At 71.1% G+C, this 19429-nt stretch carries 21 protein-coding genes; 13 read left to right on the top strand and 8 right to left on the bottom strand.

Features of this window, described 5'->3' with window-relative positions:
• The first annotated feature begins 2 nt into the window (after positions 1–2).
• Positions 3–539, top strand: a complete 537-nt coding sequence (locus H4696_RS38745) for a gamma-glutamylcyclotransferase family protein (RefSeq protein ID WP_086856329.1) — start codon at positions 3–5, stop codon at positions 537–539.
• Here the strand turns inward: H4696_RS38745 and H4696_RS38740 are convergent.
• The gene (locus tag H4696_RS38740; RefSeq protein WP_420831535.1) at positions 536–2155 is read right to left on the bottom strand and encodes an FAD-binding oxidoreductase; all 1620 of its coding nucleotides are present in this window, start codon (positions 2153–2155) and stop codon (positions 536–538) included. The two genes, H4696_RS38745 and H4696_RS38740, sit on opposite strands and share 4 nt — an antisense overlap.
• A gap of 97 nt (positions 2156–2252) precedes the next feature.
• Here H4696_RS38740 and H4696_RS38735 point away from each other — a divergent pair, with 97 nt between their 5' ends.
• From H4696_RS38735 to H4696_RS38715, 5 genes are read left to right on the top strand one after another with little or no spacing between them, the layout of a single operon-like run.
• The gene (locus H4696_RS38735; RefSeq protein ID WP_086856330.1) at positions 2253–2816 is read left to right on the top strand and encodes a TetR/AcrR family transcriptional regulator; all 564 of its coding nucleotides are present in this window, start codon (positions 2253–2255) and stop codon (positions 2814–2816) included.
• Entirely contained in the window at positions 2813–4354 is a 1542-nt protein-coding gene (locus H4696_RS38730) for a glycerol-3-phosphate dehydrogenase/oxidase (protein WP_086856286.1), read from the top strand. The genes H4696_RS38735 and H4696_RS38730 overlap by 4 nt, the downstream gene beginning before the upstream one ends.
• A gap of 31 nt (positions 4355–4385) precedes the next feature.
• Positions 4386–5297, top strand: a complete 912-nt coding sequence (locus H4696_RS38725) for an ABC transporter ATP-binding protein (protein ID WP_086856287.1) — start codon at positions 4386–4388, stop codon at positions 5295–5297.
• Entirely contained in the window at positions 5294–6484 is a 1191-nt protein-coding gene (locus H4696_RS38720) for an ABC transporter permease (RefSeq protein ID WP_086856288.1), read from the top strand. The genes H4696_RS38725 and H4696_RS38720 overlap by 4 nt, the downstream gene beginning before the upstream one ends.
• On the top strand, positions 6477–6965 hold the full coding sequence (locus tag H4696_RS38715; protein ID WP_086856289.1) for a GNAT family N-acetyltransferase: 489 nt from the start codon (positions 6477–6479) through the stop codon (positions 6963–6965). Before H4696_RS38720 ends, H4696_RS38715 begins: the two co-directional genes overlap by 8 nt.
• On the opposite strand, the gene H4696_RS38710 is transcribed toward H4696_RS38715, so the two are convergent.
• From H4696_RS38710 to H4696_RS38695, 4 genes are all read right to left on the bottom strand, one after another.
• A complete protein-coding gene (locus tag H4696_RS38710) occupies positions 6955–8301 on the bottom strand; it encodes a cryptochrome/photolyase family protein (protein WP_086856290.1) in 1347 nt (448 codons plus the stop codon). The genes H4696_RS38715 and H4696_RS38710 overlap by 11 nt on opposite strands.
• A gap of 63 nt (positions 8302–8364) precedes the next feature.
• Complete coding sequence (locus H4696_RS38705) at positions 8365–9681, bottom strand: citrate synthase (protein ID WP_086856291.1); 1317 nt, start codon at positions 9679–9681, stop codon at positions 8365–8367.
• A 197-nt stretch (positions 9682–9878) separates the two neighbouring features.
• Positions 9879–10820, bottom strand: a complete 942-nt coding sequence (locus tag H4696_RS38700; RefSeq protein WP_086856292.1) for a carbohydrate kinase family protein — start codon at positions 10818–10820, stop codon at positions 9879–9881.
• Between the two features lie 40 nt (positions 10821–10860).
• Positions 10861–11442, bottom strand: coding sequence for a TetR/AcrR family transcriptional regulator (locus H4696_RS38695; RefSeq protein WP_086856293.1), 582 nt, complete (start codon positions 11440–11442; stop codon positions 10861–10863).
• 101 nt (positions 11443–11543) lie between these two features.
• Here H4696_RS38695 and H4696_RS38690 point away from each other — a divergent pair, with 101 nt between their 5' ends.
• Genes H4696_RS38690 through H4696_RS38675 form a run of 4 tightly spaced genes read left to right on the top strand, consistent with a single transcriptional unit; the run spans position 11544 to position 14483 of the window.
• Positions 11544–12680 carry an acyl-CoA dehydrogenase family protein gene (locus H4696_RS38690; RefSeq protein ID WP_086856294.1) on the top strand — a complete coding sequence of 379 codons (1137 nt, stop codon included), beginning with the start codon at positions 11544–11546 and terminating at the stop codon, positions 12678–12680.
• A gap of 44 nt (positions 12681–12724) precedes the next feature.
• Positions 12725–13279, top strand: a complete 555-nt coding sequence (locus H4696_RS38685) for a Uma2 family endonuclease (RefSeq protein ID WP_086856295.1) — start codon at positions 12725–12727, stop codon at positions 13277–13279.
• Positions 13280–13333: 54 nt separating this feature from the next.
• Positions 13334–13861 (top strand): Uma2 family endonuclease, encoded by a 528-nt coding sequence (locus tag H4696_RS38680; protein ID WP_086856296.1) that lies wholly within the window; start codon positions 13334–13336, stop codon positions 13859–13861.
• Positions 13862–13871: 10 nt separating this feature from the next.
• Complete coding sequence (locus H4696_RS38675; RefSeq protein WP_086856297.1) at positions 13872–14483, top strand: Uma2 family endonuclease; 612 nt, start codon at positions 13872–13874, stop codon at positions 14481–14483.
• A gap of 19 nt (positions 14484–14502) precedes the next feature.
• Here the strand turns inward: H4696_RS38675 and H4696_RS38670 are convergent, their stop codons facing one another.
• Genes H4696_RS38670 through H4696_RS38660 form a run of 3 tightly spaced genes read right to left on the bottom strand, consistent with a single transcriptional unit; the run spans position 14503 to position 17104 of the window.
• Positions 14503–15720, bottom strand: coding sequence for an amidohydrolase (locus H4696_RS38670; protein ID WP_086856298.1), 1218 nt, complete (start codon positions 15718–15720; stop codon positions 14503–14505).
• An 11-nt stretch (positions 15721–15731) separates the two neighbouring features.
• Positions 15732–16232, bottom strand: a complete 501-nt coding sequence (locus tag H4696_RS38665) for a GNAT family N-acetyltransferase (protein ID WP_086856299.1) — start codon at positions 16230–16232, stop codon at positions 15732–15734.
• The gene (locus H4696_RS38660) at positions 16199–17104 is read right to left on the bottom strand and encodes an aldose 1-epimerase family protein (RefSeq protein ID WP_086856300.1); all 906 of its coding nucleotides are present in this window, start codon (positions 17102–17104) and stop codon (positions 16199–16201) included. Before H4696_RS38660 ends, H4696_RS38665 begins: the two co-directional genes overlap by 34 nt.
• Before the next feature lie 67 nt (positions 17105–17171).
• Here H4696_RS38660 and H4696_RS38655 point away from each other — a divergent pair, with 67 nt between their 5' ends.
• From H4696_RS38655 to H4696_RS38645, 3 genes are read left to right on the top strand one after another with little or no spacing between them, the layout of a single operon-like run.
• Positions 17172–17750: a TetR/AcrR family transcriptional regulator gene (locus H4696_RS38655; protein ID WP_086856301.1), complete on the top strand. Its 579-nt coding sequence runs from the start codon at positions 17172–17174 to the stop codon at positions 17748–17750.
• Positions 17750–18586: an MBL fold metallo-hydrolase gene (locus H4696_RS38650; RefSeq protein ID WP_086856302.1), complete on the top strand. Its 837-nt coding sequence runs from the start codon at positions 17750–17752 to the stop codon at positions 18584–18586. Before H4696_RS38655 ends, H4696_RS38650 begins: the two co-directional genes overlap by 1 nt.
• A complete protein-coding gene (locus H4696_RS38645; protein ID WP_086856303.1) occupies positions 18583–19407 on the top strand; it encodes an MBL fold metallo-hydrolase in 825 nt (274 codons plus the stop codon). Before H4696_RS38650 ends, H4696_RS38645 begins: the two co-directional genes overlap by 4 nt.
• Positions 19408–19429: the final 22 nt, after the last annotated feature.

Below are 19429 nucleotides of genomic sequence, written 5' to 3'. Positions count from 1 at the left end.
CGCTGGACACGGCGCCGGCCGGCTGGCGGGACAGGCAGGCCGTGCTCGCGTACGGCTCCAACGCGAACCCGTCGAAGATCAGCTGGATGCGCGCCGAACTCGGGCTCGAAGGCCCGGTCGTCGTGGCGCACGCGCGCTGCGACAGTCTCGCCGCGGTCTGGGCGTCCGGCCTGCGGTTCCGCGACGGCCAGCGCCCGGCGACGCTCACCGCGCTGCCGGGCGTCGAGGAGCACGCCGTCTGGTTCGTGACTCCGCAGCAGCTCGCGGTGCTGGACGTCTGTGAGGGCCGCGGCAACCGCTACCACCTGGTGCGGCTGACGGATCCGGACATCACGCTCGAAGACGGCAGCCGGGTGACCGACGTGCTCGCCTACATCGGCGCGATGCCGATCCGCTACCCGCTGCTGGTCGACGGCAAGCCGGTGCGCACGGCCGACGTCCCGCAGGCGCAGGCCGTCGAGCTCCAAGGCGAGCCGGCCGACGGCCCGGGCGTCGCCTGCGAGGTCGTCGAACCGCCGGACGGGCGCACCTTCCCCTAGATCAGCTTGCCGGGGTTGAGGATCCCGGTCGGGTCCACCGCGGACTTGGCCGCCCGCAGCACTTCCACGCCCAGCGAGCCGATTTCCGCGCTCAGGTAGGGCGCGTGGTCGACGCCGACCGCGTGGTGGTGGGAGATCGTGCCGAGCCCGGTGATCGCCTCGCACGCCGCCGCCTTCGCGCGCTGCCACTGGCCGATCGGGTCGGCCTCGTCGCGGGCCGTCAGCACCGTGAAGTACAGCGACGCGCCGGTTTCGTACGCGTGCGAAACGTGGCACATCACGATCGCGCGGCCGAGCGACGCCGTCAGCCCGGCCCGGACGTCGTCACGCAGTTCGTCCACATTGGACCAGTAGGCCGCGGTCTCCAGCGTCTCGACGCAGATCCCCCTATCCAGCAGGGCATCCCGCTGCCGGGGCCCGGCGAACCGGCCGTGCCGCCAGGACTCGCCGAGCGCTTTGCCGACGCGCACGGCACCCGCAGCCTTCAGCCGGCGGACCGTCTCGCGCCGGCGCACCGCGACTTCGTGCGCGCTGCCTTCCCAGCCGACGATGAGGAAGCACGGCCGCCGCACCCCACGGGCGGCGAGGTACCGGCGCAGCGCCGCCGTCTTGAGGCCCGCGTTCAGCGCCAGCGAAACCTCGGTTTCGTCCACATCGGACAGCCGGGTGACGTCGGCGAGCGCGTGGTGCTGCGCGAGGTCGCGGACCGCATCGGCGCCCGCCGCCCAGCCGGGCAGCGCGTAGCCCTCGTAGCGCTTCACCGCCGGCGTCGGGCGGACCCGCAGCGCGACCTCGGTGATCACGCCCAGCGTCCCCTCGCTGCCGACCGCGAGCTGGCGCAGGTCCGGCCCGGCGGCGGACGCCGGTGCCACGCCGAGCTTCCACTCGCCGCGCGGGGTCGCCAGCCGCACGCCGGTGACCATGTCCTCGAACCGCCCGTAGCCCGACGACGCCTGGCCGGCCGAGCGCGTCGCCGCGAAGCCGCCGATCGTCGCCCGCTCCCACGACTGCGGGATATGCCCGAGCGTCAGCCCGTGCTCGCCGAGGAGGCGCTCGGCCTCGGGGCCGCGCACACCGGCCTGCAGCACGGCGATGCGCGACTCGGCGTCGACCGACACCAGCGCGTCGAGCCGGACGAGGTCGAGCGCGATCACCGACGCCTTGTCGCCGCGCAGCGCCGCGACGCCGCCGACCACCGACGTGCCACCGCCGAAGGGGACGACGCCGATGTCGTGCCGCACGCAGACGTCGAGCACCGCCTGGACCTCGTCGGGGCCGGCCGGCAGCACGACGGCGTCGGGCACCGGGAATTCCACCGACGGCGACCGGCGCCGCAGCAGGTCGAGGTAGGACAGCCCCGTCGCCCTCGCCAGCCGTGCCGCGTCGTCCACCAGCACGTTCTCCGCGCCGACCACTTCCGACAACGCGGCGGCAGCAGATTCGTCCAGTTTCCGTGACGGTATTTCCACCGGCAATTCGCCCGCGGGGGCAGCACTGGGGGCCACCTGGCCTATACGCTGTTCAAGCCACTTGGCCGCCCGCGCGGGCAGCTGGGCGGCGTCGCCGGCTTCCGCGGTCCAGGACCGGCGGAGACGGTGGTCAATGAGCGCGTTCACGACTACAGTGTGACATATGGACGTGAAACGTCACACCACGCAGACGGCGGGATCTTCCGCGCTCGCGGACACCCGCAACCGGCAAACGGCGACCAGAGTGGCCGATGACGTGCTGCTCGACGCCGCACGCGCATGCGTGCTGGCGGTCGGTGTGCGCCGCACCACACTCGCCGAAATCGCTCGCACCGCCCGGGTCAGCCGGATGACGGTCTACCGCCGCTTCCCCGACGTCCGCAGCGTGCTCGCGGCACTGATGACTCGCGAGTTCAGCGGGCTGCTGCAGACCGCGAGCGAGCGCGGCGCCGACGCCGCGAACAGCCGCGAGCGGCTCGTGGTCATCGCCTCGGCCGGCGTCCGCGCGCTGTCGGACGACCCGCTGTTCCGCACGCTGCTCGACGTCGACCCCGAGTTGGTGCTGCCGTACATCGTGGAGCGGCTGGGCGCGACCCAGAAGTTCGCCGAGCAGGCGCTGCACCTGCTCCTGGCGGCCGGCCACGACGACGGCTCGATCCGGCGCGCCCCGGTCGCGGCGCAGTCCCGGGCGGTGCTGCTGGTGGTCCAGTCGTTCGCGTTCTCGCTGCGGCCGGCCACCGCGGACGTCGACGAAACGGCACTACTGGCGGAGTTCAGGCACGTGCTCGACGCGGCATTGAAGCCGTGACGACCGGCTCCCTCAACGCGCGCCGCCGCGATCGCGAACTCGCCGAGCTGGCCTCGGGCGAGCGCGTCGACGTGGTCGTGGTCGGCGGTGGCGTCACCGGCACGGGCATCGCGCTGGACGCGGCTTCCCGCGGGCTGTCGGTGGCGCTCGTGGAGGCGCACGACCTCGCCTTCGGGACGTCACGCTGGTCGTCGAAGCTCGTGCACGGCGGCCTGCGGTACCTCGCGCACGGCGAGCTGGGCCTGGCGCACGAAAGCGCGGTTGAGCGGGGCATCATGATGACGCGGACCGCGCCGCACCTGACTCGCGCGATGCCGCAGCTGTTCCCGTTGTACCCCGGCACTTCCCGGGCCCAGCAGGCGCTGGTGGCGGCGGGGCTCCGGGCGGGCGACGTGCTCCGCCGGGCGGCGCGGACGCCGTCGTCGGTGCTGCCGCGGCCGCGGTCGGTCCCGCCCGCCGAAGCGCTGGCGCTGGCGCCCGGGCTGTCCCCGCACGGGTTGCGCGGCGGCCTCCTGGCCTACGACGGCGCGCTGGTCGACGACGCCCGGCTGGTCGTTTCCCTGGCCCGCACGGCGGCGTCGTTCGGCGCGCGGATCCTGACGCGCCTGTCGGCGTCCTCGCTTTCGGCGGACCGGGTCGCGGTCGTCGACGGCGTTTCGGGCGACGCGTTCGACATCCACGCGCGCCAGGTGATCAACGCGACGGGTGTGTGGGCGGGCACCCTGACCGGCGCGGTGCGCCTGCGGCCGTCCCTCGGTTCGCACCTGGTGCTCGCGCCGGGGACGGTGCCGATGGGGACGACGTCGATCAACGTCGGCGTGCCCGGGGAGACCAACCGGTTCGTCTTCCTGCTCCCCCAGCCGGACGGCCGGGTCTACCTGGGACTCACCGACGAGCCGGTCGCGGGCGCGATCCCCGACGTGCCTTCGGTGCCCGAGTCCGATGTGGACTTCCTGCTCTCGCTGGCTTCTTCGGTACTGGACCGGCCGCTGACCCGTGCCGACGTCGCGGGTTCGTACGCGGGCTTGCGCCCCCTGGTCGAAGGCAGCGGCGGCCGCTCGGCCGACCTGTCCCGCAAGCACGCGGTGCTGGCCGGTTCCGACGGGCTGCTGACGGTGGTCGGCGGCAAGCTGACCACCTACCGCCGGATGGCCGAAGACGCCGTCGACGCGGCCATCCGGCTGGCCGGGCTTTCCGTCGTCCCCTGCCGGACCGCCCGGTTGCCGTTGCTGGGCGCCGCACCCCGCGCGGAACTGTCCCTTGTGGACGCCCCGGCGCGGTTGGTGGCACGGTACGGCACCGAGGCCCCGCGCGTGGCGGCGCTGGGCGAGCTGGACGCCGAGTTCGCCGCCCCGGTGTCGCCGGGCACCGGGATCACGGCGGCCGAGGTCGTGTGGGCGGTCCGGAACGAGGGCGCGCTGAGCGTCGAAGACGTCCTGGAGCGCCGCACGCGGCTGGCGTTGATCCCGGCGGACGCGGAAGCCGCGCGGGCGAGGGTGGCGGAACTTGTCGACAAGTCGCTGGCCGGCCTCGCCTGAGCGCGGTCCTTGCTTGGCTTAGGGTGAGGGCATGACCGAGGGGACGCTGGAGATCGACGGGATCTCCAAGCGCTACGGCACGAAGGTCGCGCTGGACGGCGTCACGTTCGACGTCCGTGCCGGGGAGCTGTTCGGCTTCGTCGGCAGCAACGGGGCCGGGAAGACCACGACGATGCGGATCGCGCTGGGGGTGCTCGCCGCCGACAGCGGGGAAGTCCGCTTCGGCGGCAAGCCGGTCACGCACGAGACCCGCACGCACATCGGGTACATGCCGGAGGAACGCGGCCTGTACCCGAAGATGAAGGTGCTCGACCAGCTCGTCTACCTCGCCGAGCTGCACGGCCTGAGCACGAACGAAGCCCACCGCAACGCCGAGGACTGGATCGGCAGGCTCGGGTTGGCCGAGCGCCGCAAGGACGAGGTGCAGAAGCTCAGCCTCGGCAACCAGCAGCGCGTCCAGCTGGCCGCGGCCCTGGTCCACGACCCGGCCGTGCTGGTGCTGGACGAGCCGTTCTCCGGCCTCGACCCGCTCGCCGTCGACGTGATGAGCGGGGTGCTGCGGGAGAAGGCCGCGGCCGGGGTGCCCGTGGTGTTCTCCAGCCACCAGCTCGACCTCGTCGAGCGGCTCTGCGACCGGGTCGGGATCATCCGCGGGGGCCGGATGGTCGCCGTCGGCACGGTCGGCGAGCTGACCGCGGGCGCGAGCAGCAAGCTCGTGGTCACCGCGCCTGCCGCGCGGCCCGGCTGGGCCGGGGGCCTGCCCGGGGTGCGCGTGGTCGAGGACCACGGCGCCACCACCGTGCTCGACCTCGACCCGGGTGCCGACGACCAGGCCGTGCTCGCCGCCGCACTGAGCACCGGGCCGGTCACGGAGTTCAGCCGCCGTCGCCGGTCGCTGACCGAGCTCTTCCGCGACGCCGTCTCGGAGAAGGGGGAACGGTGAAGAAGCTGAGCGGGCGCCGGGCCGTCTGGCTCGTGCTCAAGCGCGAGCTGAACACGCGGCTGCGCACGCGGTCGTTCGTGATCGGCACCGCGGTGCTGCTGGTGCTGCTGCTCGGCTACGTCGGGTTCCAGACCGCGCTGGCCGGCTCGTCGGACCAGAGCAAGGTCGGGCTGACCGGGCAGGCGACCGGGATCGCCAAGCAGCTGCAGATCGCCGCCGCGCAGTCCGGCCGCCACGTCGAGACGGTCACCGTCACCGACCCCGCCGAGGGCCGCAAGAAGGTCGAAGACGGCGACCTCGACGCGCTCGTCTCGGGCAGCGCGGCGAAGCTGACCGCCACCTACAAGTCCGCTTTGGACGATCAGCTGCGCCGGGTGCTCGACCAGGTCGCCCAGCAGCAGGTGCTCGACGGCGTCCTGTCGTCCGCGCAGCTCGAACCGGCCGAAGTCATGGCGCAGGTCAACTCCACCCACGTGCAGGACGACGCCCTCTCGCCCGAACCGGCGGACCACACGCAACGGCTGGTCCTCGGCCTGATCGTCGCGTTCCTGCTCTACATGAGCATCATCACCTACGGGATGATGGTCGCCCAGGGCGTGGTCGAGGAGAAGTCGAGCCGGGTCGTGGAGCTCCTGCTCGCCAGCGTCCGGCCGTGGCAGCTGTTGCTGGGCAAGGTGATCGGGATCGGCCTGGTCGGCCTGACGCAGCTGGTGATCCTCGGCGCGGCGGGCCTGCTGGCGGCGACGGCGACCGGCGTGTTCACCCTGTCCGGCTTCGCGACCGGCGCGGTGCTGTGGGGCTTGCTCTGGTACCTGCTCGGTTTCCTGTTGTACGCCATGATCTACGGCGCGCTCGGCTCGCTGGTGTCGCGGCAGGAGGACACGCAGTCGGTCGTCGGGCCGCTGAACATCATCCTCATCGTCGGGTTCGTCGCGGGCTTCAACCTGCTGCTGCAGGATCCTTCCGGCACGGCGGCGAAGGTCGTCTCGCTGATCCCGCTGCTGTCCCCCATCCTGATGCCGGCCCGCATCTCGACCGGCGCGGCGGCGGGCTGGGAGATCGTGCTGTCGCTCGCGCTGACACTGGCGTCCGTCGCGCTGCTGACCTGGCTGGGCGGGAAGATCTACGGCAACAGCGTCCTGCGCATCGGCAGCCGCATCAAGCTGTCGGAGGCCCTGCGTGGCTGACGTGCGGACGGCCGGGCCGGACGACGTCGCCGCGCTCGTCCGGTTCGGCGAAACGCACATCCGGCCGCACTACACGCCCTTGATCGGCGCGGCCGCCGCGGACGCGCAGGTCCGGGACTGGTGGAACGAACCGCACCTCGCCGCGGCGGTGGCCGCCGGGCGGGTGGTCGTCGCCGGGGACGACGCCGGGCTCGCGGGCGTCGGGCAGCGCGGCCACGACGGCACCGATCACGTGGTCTACAAGCTTTACGTCCACCCCGAGCGCCGCGGCCGCGGGCTCGGTCCGCGGCTGCTCGACGCCCTGGCCCGGCAGCTGCCCGCCGGCGCGAGCCGGCTCTGCATCGAGCACTTCGCGGCCAACGAGCGGGCCGGCGCGTTCTACGAGCGCGAGGGCTTCACCGTGGAGCGGATCGAGCCGAGCCCTTCCGGCGATCCCCGGCTCGCCGTCGTGTGGCGCGCCCGCCCGCTGCTCACGACGTGATCTTGCCGTACCGCTCCAGGGAAACCTGGCGCTCGTGCGCGTGGTCGACCATGGGCTCCGGGTAGTCCTTCGGCCGTTCCTTCAGCTTGTGCACCGCTTTCCCCTCGACCGACCGCAGCTCCGGCACGTACTTCCGGACGTAGTCGCCGTTCGGGTCGAACTTCTCGCCCTGCGTCGTCGGGTTGAAGATCCGGAAGTACGGCGCCGCGTCGGTGCCGCAGCCCGCGACCCACTGCCAGTTCAGCTGGTTCGACGCCAGGTCGCCGTCCACGAGGTGCTTCATGAAGTGGCGGGCACCCAGCCACCACGGCAGGTGCAGGTCCTTCACCAGGAAGCTCGCGACGACCATCCGCACCCGGTTGTGCATCCAGCCCTCGGCCAGCAGCTGCCGCATCCCCGCGTCGACGATCGGGTAGCCGGTCTTGCCCGCGCACCACCGCTCGAACGCCTCGGGGTCGTCGTCGTGCTTCATCCCGTCGAACCGCTTGTCGTAGTTCTTCCGCGCGGTTTCCGGCCGGTTCCACAGGACGTCGGCGTGGAATTCGCGCCAGCAGATCTCGCTGCGCAACGACTTCGCGCCGACACGGTCGTCGCCCGCCAGATCCGCCAGGATGGTCCGCGGGTGGATGCAGCCCCAGCGCAGGTACGGCGAAAGCCGCGTGGTGCCCTCGCGGTCCGGCCGGTCGCGGTCCTCGTCGTAGGTTTCGATGCCGTCGTCGAGGAATTCGTGCCAGACGTCGAGCGCGGCCCGCTCGCCCGGCTCGGGCAGGGTCGCGGAAACCTTCGGCGCACGAGGGATCTTCAGTGAGCGCGGCGGTTCGACCCAGTCCACAAGGGACGGTCCGGTGTCCGCGGGCGAGTGCCAGCCGCGCGCGGTCCACGCGCGGTAGAACGGCGTGAAGACGCGGTAGGGGTCGCCGTCCGGCTTGGTGACCCGGCCCGGCGTCACCGCGTACGGGGAGCCCGTTTCGACCCAGTCGATGTCGTTCTCGGCCAACGCCTTCGCGACCTCGGCGTCCCGGCGGCGGCCGTACGGTCCGGTGTCGGCGCTGACGTGCACCGCGGCCGCGCCGATCTTCTTCGCCGCCTTCACGACCTCGGCCGCCGGCTCGCCGCGGACCAGCATCAGCCGGCCGCCGAGCTGCTCGTTCAGCTTTTCCAGGCACCCGTACATGAAGGCCTCACGCGGGGCGCCGCCGGGCTTGAGCAATGCCTCGTCGAGGACGTACAGCGCGAGCACGTGCTTGCTGTGCTTCGAGGCTTCGAGCAGGGCGGCGTGGTCGCCCAGCCGCAGGTCGCGGCGGAACCACAGGACGACGGGTGCTTCTTTGGTCACGCGGCCCAACGATAAGCGCCCCGCCGTGCGGGTGCACGACGGGGCGGTTACCAGGGTGAGCTTTTAGCGCTCCGACATCGGGGTGTAGTCCCGCGAAGCGTGGCCGGTGTAGATCTGCCGCGGGCGGCCGATCTTGGTGGCCGGGTCGTTGATCATTTCGCGCCAGTGCGCGATCCAGCCCGGGAGCCGGCCGAGCGCGAACAGCACCGTGAAGAACTTCGTCGGGAAGCCCAGCGCCCGGTAGATCAGGCCGGTGTAGAAGTCCACGTTCGGGTACAGCTTCCGCTCGACGAAGTAGTCGTCGGACAGGGCGGTTTCCTCGAGCTTCTTGGCGATGTCGAGCAGCTGGTCGCCGCCCTTCAGCTTGCCGAGGATCTCGTCGGCGGTGTTCTTGATGATCTTCGCGCGCGGGTCGTAGTTCTTGTAGACCCGGTGCCCGAAGCCCATCAGCTTCACGCCCTTTTCCTTGTTCTTCACCCGCTCCACGAACTTGGCGACGTCGCCGCCGTCCTTCTGGATGCCCTCGAGCATGTCGAGGACCGCCGCGTTCGCGCCGCCGTGCAGCGGGCCGAACAGCGCGTTGATGCCCGCCGAAATCGACGCGAACAGGTTGGCCTCGGACGAGCCGACCAGGCGCACGGTCGACGTCGAGCAGTTCTGCTCGTGGTCGGCGTGCAGGATGAACAGCAGGTCCAGCGCCTTCGCGATGTCCGGGTCGACCTCGTACGGCTCGGCCGGGAAGCCGAAGGTCATGCGCAGGAAGTTCTCGACCAGGCCGAGCGAGTTGTCCGGGTAGAGCAGCGGCTGGCCCACGGACTTCTTGTACGCGTAGGCGGCCAGGGTCGGGACCTTGGCGAGCAGCCGGATGGTGGACAGCTCCACGTTCGGCTCGTCGAACGGGTCGAGCGAGTCCTGGTAGAAGGTCGACAGCGCCGACACCGCGCTGGACAGGACGGGCATCGGGTGCGCGTCGCGCGGGAAGCCGCTGAAGAAGGCCTTCAGGTCCTCGTGCAGCAGCGTGTGGCGCTGGATCTTCTCGGTGAAGTCGGCCAGCTGGGCCTGGGTCGGCAGCTCGCCGTAGATCAGCAGGTACGAGACCTCGACGAAGGTCGACTTCTCGGCCAGCTGCTCGATCGGGTAACCGCGGTAGCGGAGGATGCCGGCGTCACCGTCGATGTAGGCGATGGCGGACGACGCGGCGCCGGTGTTGACGAAACCGGGGTCGTAGGTGATGTACCCCGTCTGCGCCAGCAGCTTCCCCAGTTCGATCCCGGGCGCGCCCTCGACCGGGTGGACGATCTTGAACTCGTGCTCGCCACTCGGCAGGGTCAGCTTCGCGGTATCGCCGCCGGACTGCCCCGCAGTCGTCGCGTCGGACATGCAAGTCCCTCTCACGTTCGGCACGGAGCGGCGGCGCCTGTACGTTTCACAGGTAGCCACGTGTTCACGCGAGGAAACACTGGCGCCTCGCTGCACACCGCCCCGCTGGGGTATGAAGAATGCCCCTCTACGCTAGTCGAGGAACTGGTGTTCGCGCAGCGGTGGCGTTGCTCCTGGGGGCCCCTTTGGGACCAGGTTCACACGCTCGACGCCATATCCGCGGACGTCGGCGGCTCGGCACCGCTGCGGGACACCGTGATCGACGCCGCTTTCGCCGCGAAAGCGAGGGCCTCGCGCCACGCGTCCGCGTCGAGAGAAGCCAGGTCGGCGACCTCCCGGGTGTGCAGCCAGGCCAGCAGCGCGCCCTGCACGGTGTCGCCGGCGCCGATCGTGTCGACCACCTCGACCTTCCGCGACGGCACGTGGGCCAGCTCACCTGCGGCGGTGATCACCGCGAGCCCGTCGGCGCCCCGGGTGAGCACCACGGCGTCCACACCGGACTCGACCCACGTCTTCGCGGCGGCGAGCGGGTCGGCGCCGCCGGTGAGCCACGCGGCGTCGTCGTCGGAGATCTTGAGCAGCCGGACGTCCGGCAGCCAGGACGCGAACCGGGCGCGGTAGGCCGCCGGGTCGGCGATCAGCGCCTCGCGGATGTTCGGGTCGAGGACGGTCAGCACACCGCGCGCGGCCTCGCGCCGCAGCATCGCCTCGTACACCGACGCACCGGGCTCGAGGACCATGCCGAGGGTGCCGAGGGAGAGCGCGGTCACGTTCTCCGGAAGCGGTCCCGGGTCGGCGACGAGCCGGTCCGCCGTGCCCTCGACGTAGAACGTGTAGTGCGCGGCACCCTTCGCGTCGAGCGCGACGACGGCGAGCGTCGTCGGCTCGTCGCCGCGCTGCAGCAGCGACGTGTCGACGCCGGAAGCGTGCAGGCGTTCGACCATCGCGTCGCCGAAGCGGTCGGTCGACACGCGGGACAGGAACGCCGCCGGCACGCCGAGCCGCCCGGCCGCGAGGGCGACGTTGTACGGACCACCGCCGAGCCGGGGCAGCAGCGCGCGCAGCCCACCGTCCACAGTGGAATCCAGGGGGTCGCCGGGAACCAGGTCGACCAGAGCTTCTCCGCCTACGACGATCACGCGGGGAGTTTATCCATTGCGGGCTGACAATTCCTGTCCGCTATTTGTTCAGCCCACCGAGCAGCAACTCACCCAGAGCGGTGAACGCTTCGGCGTCGGAAACTTCGGTGCGCTGCCCGAGCACGCCGGTCTGGATGCCCTCGATGATCAGCCCGGTCATCTCGGCCACCAGCCGGGCGTGGACGTCCCGGAACACCCCGTCGGCGACACCCTTGTCGATGAACCGCCGGAGCCGCTGCGCCGCGAACCGGCTGTTGACCTGGTAGGCCTCCCGCGCCGGCCCGAACTCGGCGAGGTCGCGCATGAACGCCGCCGACGCCCGGTTCAGGTGCTCGGAGACGCCGGCCAGGTACTCCCCGATGAGCTTGCGGGCGTCGTCGATGCCGGCGATGCGCTCCTCGATCCGCTCCGCGGCGCCCCGGAAGAAGTGGGTGACGACCTTGACGGCGAGCTGCTCCTTGCTGGGCGCGAGCGCGTAGAGCGTCGACTTCGAGCAGCGCAGGCGGCCGGCGAGGTCGTCGAGGGTGAAGGCCACGAAGCCCTCGGCGAGGAAGAGCGCCTCCAGCTCGGCGAGCAGGGCGCGCTGCCGCGCGGTCGGCCGTCGGCGGGGTTCGGGGCGCATCGGCTCACTATCTCCTACGTCTTCCGGCCACCCCAGGCCTGTCGTACTGTACTCTGAACTAGCCCACAGTACTGTTTTCAGTACCGCTTTGGAGGACGACGATGCCCGCCGAACGCCTGCTGCCGGATTCGGACGCCGAGGACCTGGTCGCACTGGCGACCGAGATCGCCCGCGACGAGCTGGCCCCCCGCGCGGCAGCGGCCGAAGAGGCGGAGCAGTTCCCGCGCGAGCAGTTCCGCCTGCTGGGCAAGTCCGGCCTGCTGGGCCTGCCGTACCCGGAGCGCTGGGGCGGCGGCGACGTCCGGTACGAGGTGTACCTGCAGGTTCTGGAGGAGATCGCGGCCGCGTGGATGACGGTCGGCGTCGGGCTGTCGGTGCACACGATGTCCTGCTACGCGCTGGCGGAGTACGGCACGGATACCCAGCGCGACGAGTGGTTCCCGGACATGCTCGAAGGCTCGCTGCTGGGCGCGTACGCGCTTTCGGAGACTCAGGCCGGCTCGGACGCGGCCGCTTTGTCGACTCGAGCCCGTCTCGATGGGACGGATTACGTCGTCAACGGCACGAAGGCGTGGATCACGCACGCGGGCGTGGCCGACTTCTACACGACGATGGTCCGCACCAGCCCCGACGAGATCTCGTGCCTCCTGGTCGACGGCGAGACCGAGGGACTGTCGGCAGCGCCGCGCGAGAGGAAGATGGGCCTCACGGGCTCCCCGACCGCGCAGATGATTTTCGACGGCGCCCGCGTACCGGCGTCCCGGCTGCTGGGTTCGCCGGGCGACGGGCTGCGGATCGCGTTGTCGTCGTTGAGCTCGGGCCGGCTCGGCATCGCGGCGTGCGCGGTCGGCCTGGCCCAGGCGGCGCTCGACGAGGCGGTGGCGTACGCGAAGGGCCGCTCGCAGTTCGGCCGCGCGATCATCGACTTCCAGGGCGTCGAGTTCCTGCTGGCCGACATGGCGGCGACGGTGGAGTCCTCCCGGGCTTGTTATCTGGAGGCCGCGCGGCGACGTGACCGCGGGCTGCCGTTCCAGCGCCAGGCTTCGATCGCGAAGCTGGTGGCGACGGATGGGGCGATGAAGGTGACTACGGATGCGGTGCAGGTGCTCGGCGGGGCCGGGTACACGCGGGACTTCCCGGTGGAGCGGTACATGCGGGAGGCGAAGGTGCCGCAGATCTTCGAGGGGACGAACCAGATTCAGCGGATGGTGATCGCCCGGGAGCTGAAGAAGGCCTGATCGAGCGGGTTCTGTCACACGCTTGGGACACCTACGGTGGCGGAATGTCAGGTGAGCGGCTGACGATCGAGGAGTACGCGGCGCTCGGTGAAACCGAGTCGGGTTTCACCGAGCTTGTGGCGGGCCGCGTCGTGTCGTCCCCCGGCCCCGAGGCCGGACACAACCTCGTGGTGTTCGAGCTCGGGCGGCAACTCGTGCGACAGGCGCCGGGCCACCTCAAGCTCGTTCCCGGCACGGATGTCGATCTCGGTCTGGCGCCGCCCGGCAAACCGGGCTTCTCCCGGCGGCCAGACCTGATGATCGTCGACAAAGCCGGGATTCGCCGGGGCGGCGCCATGCTTCGGGCCGCCGAAGTGGCCGTTGTCATCGAAGTCGTGTCGCCCGGCTCGAAACGCACCGACTACCACGTCAAGCACGACGAGTACGCCGACGCGGGAATCCCGCACTACTGGATCATCGACATCACCGAGCCCATCTCCCTGGTCGCCTGCCACCAGGCCGGCGAATTCGGCTACCTCGACGCCTCCGCGGTCACCGGCACCTTCACCACCGACGTCCCCTTCCCGGTCAAGATCGACCTGGACGCCCTTCTCGACTGACCCGACCTGGTCGAGCGAACCCTGTCCCACGCGCGGTACGGATACGTTTTCCGCATGCCAGGTCAGCTGTTGTCCATCGAGGAATACCGAGCGCTCGGGGAGTCCGACCGCGGCTTCACCGAACTGGTGGAAGGCCGCGTCGTACCCTCACCCGGCGCCGGCCGCACGCACAACATGGCCGCGTGCCGGCTTGCCGCGCAGCTGGAACGCCAGCTGCCACGCGGCCTCGCGTTCGCCCTCGGCACCGACGTCGACCTCGGCTTGGCACCACCCGGCGAGCCCGGCTTCTCCCGCCGTCCGGACCTGCTGATCTTCGACCGGACAGCGGGCGACCCGATCCGCGCCGAGGACGTGGCGGTGGTCGTCGAGATCGCGACCTCGGGCTCCCGGCGCACCGACTACCGCGTCAAACACGACGAGTACGCCGACGCGGGGATCCCGCACTACTGGATCGTCGACCTCAACGAACCGGTCACGCTAATCGCCTGCCAGGGCTACCACGACGCAGCGCCAGTGACCGGCACCTTCGAGACCGACGTCCCGTTCCCGGTCAAGCTCGACCTCGACGGCCTGCTGTCGTGAAGGAGCCGCTGTGACCGCAGTTTCCGAGCCGGGCCCTGCTCGACGATGGGAGATTCCCGATCACCTGCTGACGATCGAGGAGTACGCGGCGCTCGGTGAAACCGACACCGGTTTCACCGAACTCGTGGAAGGCCGCGTCTTGATGTCACCCAGCCATGAACCCAGACACAACCGCGCGATCCACCGGCTGGCGGCACATCTCGAAGCGCAGCTGCCGGAACACCTCGACTTCGTCCCCGGCTGCGATGTTGACCTCGGCTTGGCGCCTCCTGGGAAGCCCGGCTTTTCCCGTCGACCGGATCTGATGGTCATCGACAAGTCCGCAATTGCCCGCGTCGACAAAGACGACGGCATGCTCAAAGCGGACGAAGTGGCGGTGGTCGTCGAGATCGCGACCTCGGGCTCCCGGCGCACGGACTACCGCGTGAAGCACGACGAGTACGCCGACGCGGGAATCCCGCACTACTGGATCATCGACCTCAACGAACCGGTCTCCCTCGTCGCCTGCCAGGGCTACCACGACGCAGCGCCGACAACCGGCACCTTCGAGACCGAAGTCCCCTTCCCGGCAAAGCTCGACCTGAACGCATTGATCGGGCAGCACGCCGGAACCGCCCGGTAACCGGCGTGCTGCCCGAAACTCAGTGGGCCTCGCGGTAGCGCCGGTCCTTCGACACGCCCTCACCCAGCGACTCGTCGAAGTGGTAAACCTCGTCACCCCGCACGAACACGCGCAGCGCGCGGTTCATCACGTCCAGCGGGTCGCCGGACCACAGCACGACATCCGCGTCCAGACCCGGCTTCAGCGCGCCGATCTGCCCGTCCAGGCCCAGCATCGACGCCGGGTTCACCGTCAGCGAGCGAAGCGCCGTCGCCGGGTCGAGCCCGTCCTTCACCGCCAAAGCCGCCTGGTAGACCAGGAAGTTGATCGGGATCACCGGGTGGTCGGTCGTGATCGCGATCTTCACACCGGCGCGGGCCAGGATGCCGGCCGAACGCAGGGTGCGGTTGCGCAGCTCCACCTTGGACTTCGTGGTGAACAGCGGGCCCAGGATCACCGGCACATCGCGCGACGCCAGCAGGTCCGCGATCAGGTGGCCTTCGGTGCCGTGGTTGATGACCAGCTTGTAGCCGAACTCGTCGGCCAGCCGCAGCGCCGTGACGATGTCGTCCGCGCGGTGGACGTGCTGGTCCCAGTACAGCTCGCCGTCGAGGACCTTCGACAGCGTCTCCAGCGTCAGGTCCACCTCGTGCGGCTTGCCCTCGGCCTCGGCGTGCGCGCGCTTGGCCTGGTAGTTGCGGGCCTTGGTGAAGGCCTCGCGCAGGATCGCCGCGACCCCCAGCCGCGTCGACGGCGTCTGCTTCTTCTCGCCGTACACGCGCTTCGGGTTCTCGCCGAGCGCGCTCTTCACGCTGACGTGCTCCGCGAAGACCATGTCGATGATGCTGCGGCCCCAGGTCTTGACGCCGATCGTCTGGCCGCCGATCGGGTTGCCCGACCCCGGCTTGATGACGACGCTCGTGACGCCGCCGGCCAGCGCGTCGTCGAAGCCCGGCTCGTACGGGTCGATGCCGTCGATCGCGCGGAAGCGGGCGCCGTTCGGGTCGGTCATCTCGTTGGTGTCGTTGCCGGACCAGCCCTCGCCCTCCTCGTGGACGCCGAGGTGGGCGTGCGCGTCGATGAAGCCGGGCAGCACCCAGGTGCCCGCCGCGTCGACGAGTTCGGCGTCCTCCGGGATGTCGACGTCGGCTTCGGCGCCGACCGCGACGATCTTGCCGCCGTCGATGAGGACCGTGCCGCCGTCGATGGGTTCACCGTCGATGGGGACGACGTAGCCCCCGACAATTGCCTTCGCCATAGTTCGCCACGCTAACGAACTCGTCCGGGCGGGTGCACGCGGGCCTTCTCCAAGTGCACCAGTTCGTGGTTGTTCTCCGGCGTCCGGTGCGTCTCGCGGTACCCGTGCTTGGCGTACAGGTGCAGCGGCCCCACGCTGTTCGCCCCGGTGAAGAGCCGGAAAACCGTCACCTCCGCGGGCGCGGCGGACTCCGCGAACCGCAGCAGCCCACCCCCGAGGCCGGCGCCCTGCCGGTCCGGCGCCACGACCAGGCGGCCGATCACCCCGACCTCGCCGGTCACCGTCAGGCGCACCGAGGCCACCAGCCGGCCCGCCTCGCGGATGCCCCACGAGAGCACCGACGCCAGAGCCGCGCGCGTCTCGTCGAGCGTCTCCAGCAACGGCGGCAGGTCGAGGTCGCCGTGCGCGCGGGCCTCGGTGACGTACGCGGCGCGCTGCAGCGTCAGCACCTCGCCCGCGTCGGCGGGACCCAGCCGCTTCACCGGACCCGGATGCCCCAGCTGCCCGACCACGACGCCGACGGCTCCAGCTCGATCAGGTCGGTGCCCGTGTTGAGCGCGTCGGCCGGGCAGGTCATCGGCTCGATGGCGACGGCCCGGCCGCGGCCGACCAGGTCGTCCGGGGTGAAGACCTGCGCCCAGCGGAAGTCGGGGCCGGTCCAGACGACCAGCTGCTGCTCCCCGTGGGACAGCACGAAGTGGTGCTGGCCGTCCGAAGCCGCCGCCAGGCCGCCGAACGCCGTGTCCAGGTCGACGCCTTCCAGCACGCGGCCGCCGCGGAAGTCGTACTCCGTGCCTTCGACGTCCTGCTCCGGCGCGTACGGCATCTGCTCGTCACCGAGGTAGGGCCGCACCCGGCTCGCCGGCAGCGTCAGGGTCAGCTCGTCGGTCGGGACGTCGCCGATCCGGAAGTACGGGTGCGTGCCGACGCCGACGCCGATCGGCTGCTCGCCCTCGTTGCGGATCTCGTGCGTGATGGTCAGTTCGCGCGGCGCGAGCTCGTAGGTCACCGTCGCGCGCAGCGGCACCGGCCAGCCGGGCTGCGCCTCGACGTCGACGGCCAGAGTGATCGACGACTCGGCGTGCTCCAGCAGCTCCCACTCGAGGTGGCGGGTCAGGCCGTGGATGGCGTTGCCGCGCGCTTCCTCGGTGATCTCGAGCTGCTGCTCCTCGCCCTGGAAGGTCCACTTCCCGCCCTTGGTCCGGTTCGGCCACGGCAGCAGCACCTGGCCGGCGCCCTTCGGCGGCTTCTCGTCCTCGCCGAACTCCTCGACGTACGGCACGCCGCCGACCTCGAAAGCGCGCAGCCCGGCGCCGATTTCGGTGACGACGGCGCGCGCGTTGCCGCGGGTGATCTCGAACTGCTGACCGGTCGGGTTGCCCATGGGCACGACCTTACCGATCCGCGAAGTCACTAGACCGGTCGTCATAGTTTGCGCTACCGTCATCGCCATGGTCCGTCGCACCGACACGCGGCAGCGGATGCTCGACACCGCCGCCGACCTGTTTCAGACCCAGGGCTACCACGCCACCGGCCTCACCCAGCTGACAACGGCGGGCGGCGCGCCCAAGGGTTCGCTGTACTTCCACTTCCCCGGTGGTAAGGAACAGCTCGCCGCCGAAGCCGTCCGGCTTTCCGGCGAGCGCACCGGCACGCTGCTCGAAGCGATCCTGCGGGACGCGCCCGACGCGCCGACCGCGATCGACCGGGCGATCGACGCGCTGGCGAGTTTCCTGACGGAGTCCGACTTCCAGCGCGGGTGTCCACTCGCGACGGTCGCATTGGACGTCGCTGCGGCGAGCGAGCCGATCCGCGAAGCCTGCGTGGACGGCTACTCGTCGTGGCACGCGATCTTCACGGATTACCTTGCCGGGCAAGGTCTTCCGGCCGGGCGCGCAGACGAGCTGGCCACCGTCGTGCTCGCCACCATCGAAGGCGGGCTGCTGCTGGCCCGCACCCGCCGCGACCTCGCGCCGCTGCGCGCGGTCGCCACCCACCTGCACACCACCCTCGACCGGGAGTTCGCCTGATGCGCGTCCACCACCTCAACTGCGGCACCATGCGCCCGCTCGGCGGCGGGCTGATCGACGGCAGGCCGGGCTTGTTCCGGCGCGCCACCATGGTCTGCCACTGCCTGCTGCTCGAGACGGACACGGGTCTCGTGCTCGTCGAAACCGGCATGGGCACGCCGGCCGCGGTCGACCGCACGGCCTGGCTCGGCGCCGGGTTCGTCCGCCAGTCCAACCCCGTCCCGGACCCCGCGCAGCCGGCGATCACGCAGATCCGCGCGCTCGGGTTCGACCCGGCGGACGTCCGCGACATCGTGCTGACCCACCTCGACCTCGACCACGCGGGCGGGCTGATCGACTTCCCGTGGGCCCGCGTGCACGTCTACGCCGAAGAGCTGCGGGCGTTCACGGAACCGCGCGACGCCGCCGAGCGCGGCCGCTACCGCCGGATCCAGTTCGCCCACGGTCCACAGTGGACGTCCTATGCGGACACCGGCGAGCCGTGGTTCGGCTTCGACGCCGTCCGCCCGCTCGACGGCGTGGGCCCGGAGGTCCTGCTGATCCCGCTCTCCGGGCACACGCGCGGGCACGCCGGCGTCGCCGTCGACACCGGCAGCGGCTGGCTGCTCAACGCCGGCGACTCGTACTTCTTCCACGGCCAGGTCGACCCGGCCGCGCCGAGCTGCCCGCCCGGGCTCAAGTGGTTCGAGGGCCACATGGAGACGGTGAAGGGCGCCCGGCTGGACAATCACCGCCGCCTGCGCCAGCTTGTTCAGGAGCACGGCGACGAGGTCACCGTCTTCGCCGCGCACGACGAGACCGAGTTCCTCCGGCTGAGCACCAGGAGCAGCGTATGAAGGTGCACCACCTGAACTGCGGATCGATGCGCCCGGCGGGCGGCAAGCTGCTCGACGGCGAGCCGGGCCTGCTGCGGCGGGCGGAGCTGGTCGCGCACTGCCTGCTGATCGAGACCGGCGACGGCCTGGTGCTGGTCGACACCGGCTTCGGCAGCGAGGGCGTGGCCCGCCCGGGCGTCTGGCTGGGCCGGCCGTTCATGGCGATGGTCGGCGCCAAGCCCGTCGCCGCCGAGACGGCGGTCGCGCAGATCAGGGCACTCGGCCTCGACCCGGCCGACGTCCGCCACATCGTGATGACCCACCTCGACGTCGACCACGCGGGCGGCCTGGCCGACTTCCCCAACGCCGTCGTGCACGTCCGCGCCGAGGAGCACCGCGCGGCGACGGCCCCGGCGAACGCGGCGGAGAAGAACCGCTACCGGGCGGCCCAGTTCGCGCACCGCCCACTGTGGAGCACGTACGACGAGACGGGCGAGCCGTGGTTCGGCTTCGAAGCGGTCCGCTCGCTGAAGGGGTTGCCGGAGGAGATCCTGCTGGTCCCGCTCACCGGCCACACGCGCGGCCACACGGGTGTGGCGGTCGACACCGGCGACGGCTGGCTGCTGCACGCGGGCGACGCGTACTTCTTCCACGGCCAGCTCGACCCGGTCGCGCCGCACTGCCCACCGGGGCTGACGGTGTTCCAGAACCTCGTCCAGACCCTGCGCCGGCCGCGGCTGGAGAACCTGGCGCGGCTGCACGAGCTGGCGCGGGACCACCACGACGAGGTCAAGGTGTTCTCGGCGCACAGCCCGGTCGAACTGGCCGCACTTCGCCGCTGAGGGAACCGGATGATCTCCCGTC

This window comes from Amycolatopsis lexingtonensis, assembly GCF_014873755.1.
In the GTDB taxonomy this organism is placed as follows: Bacteria; Actinomycetota; Actinomycetes; order Mycobacteriales; family Pseudonocardiaceae; genus Amycolatopsis; species Amycolatopsis lexingtonensis.
This window is presented reverse-complemented; position numbering and strand designations above follow the sequence as displayed.

Excerpts from the sequence above, each read along its gene's own strand:
- H4696_RS38725 (WP_086856287.1), top strand. The coding sequence starts at position 4,386 with ATGACCGAGGGGACGCTGGAGATCGACGGGATCTCCAAGCGCTACGGC.
- H4696_RS38705 (WP_086856291.1), bottom strand. The coding sequence starts at position 9,681 with ATGTCCGACGCGACGACTGCGGGGCAGTCCGGCGGCGATACCGCGAAG.
- H4696_RS38670 (WP_086856298.1), bottom strand. The coding sequence starts at position 15,720 with ATGGCGAAGGCAATTGTCGGGGGCTACGTCGTCCCCATCGACGGTGAA.
- H4696_RS38660 (WP_086856300.1), bottom strand. The coding sequence starts at position 17,104 with ATGGGCAACCCGACCGGTCAGCAGTTCGAGATCACCCGCGGCAACGCG.
- H4696_RS38655 (WP_086856301.1), top strand. The coding sequence starts at position 17,172 with ATGGTCCGTCGCACCGACACGCGGCAGCGGATGCTCGACACCGCCGCC.
- H4696_RS38680 (WP_086856296.1), top strand. The coding sequence starts at position 13,334 with ATGCCAGGTCAGCTGTTGTCCATCGAGGAATACCGAGCGCTCGGGGAG.
- H4696_RS38650 (WP_086856302.1), top strand. The coding sequence starts at position 17,750 with ATGCGCGTCCACCACCTCAACTGCGGCACCATGCGCCCGCTCGGCGGC.
- H4696_RS38695 (WP_086856293.1), bottom strand. The coding sequence starts at position 11,442 with ATGCGCCCCGAACCCCGCCGACGGCCGACCGCGCGGCAGCGCGCCCTG.
- H4696_RS38685 (WP_086856295.1), top strand. The coding sequence starts at position 12,725 with ATGTCAGGTGAGCGGCTGACGATCGAGGAGTACGCGGCGCTCGGTGAA.
- H4696_RS38690 (WP_086856294.1), top strand. The coding sequence starts at position 11,544 with ATGCCCGCCGAACGCCTGCTGCCGGATTCGGACGCCGAGGACCTGGTC.
- H4696_RS38645 (WP_086856303.1), top strand. The coding sequence starts at position 18,583 with ATGAAGGTGCACCACCTGAACTGCGGATCGATGCGCCCGGCGGGCGGC.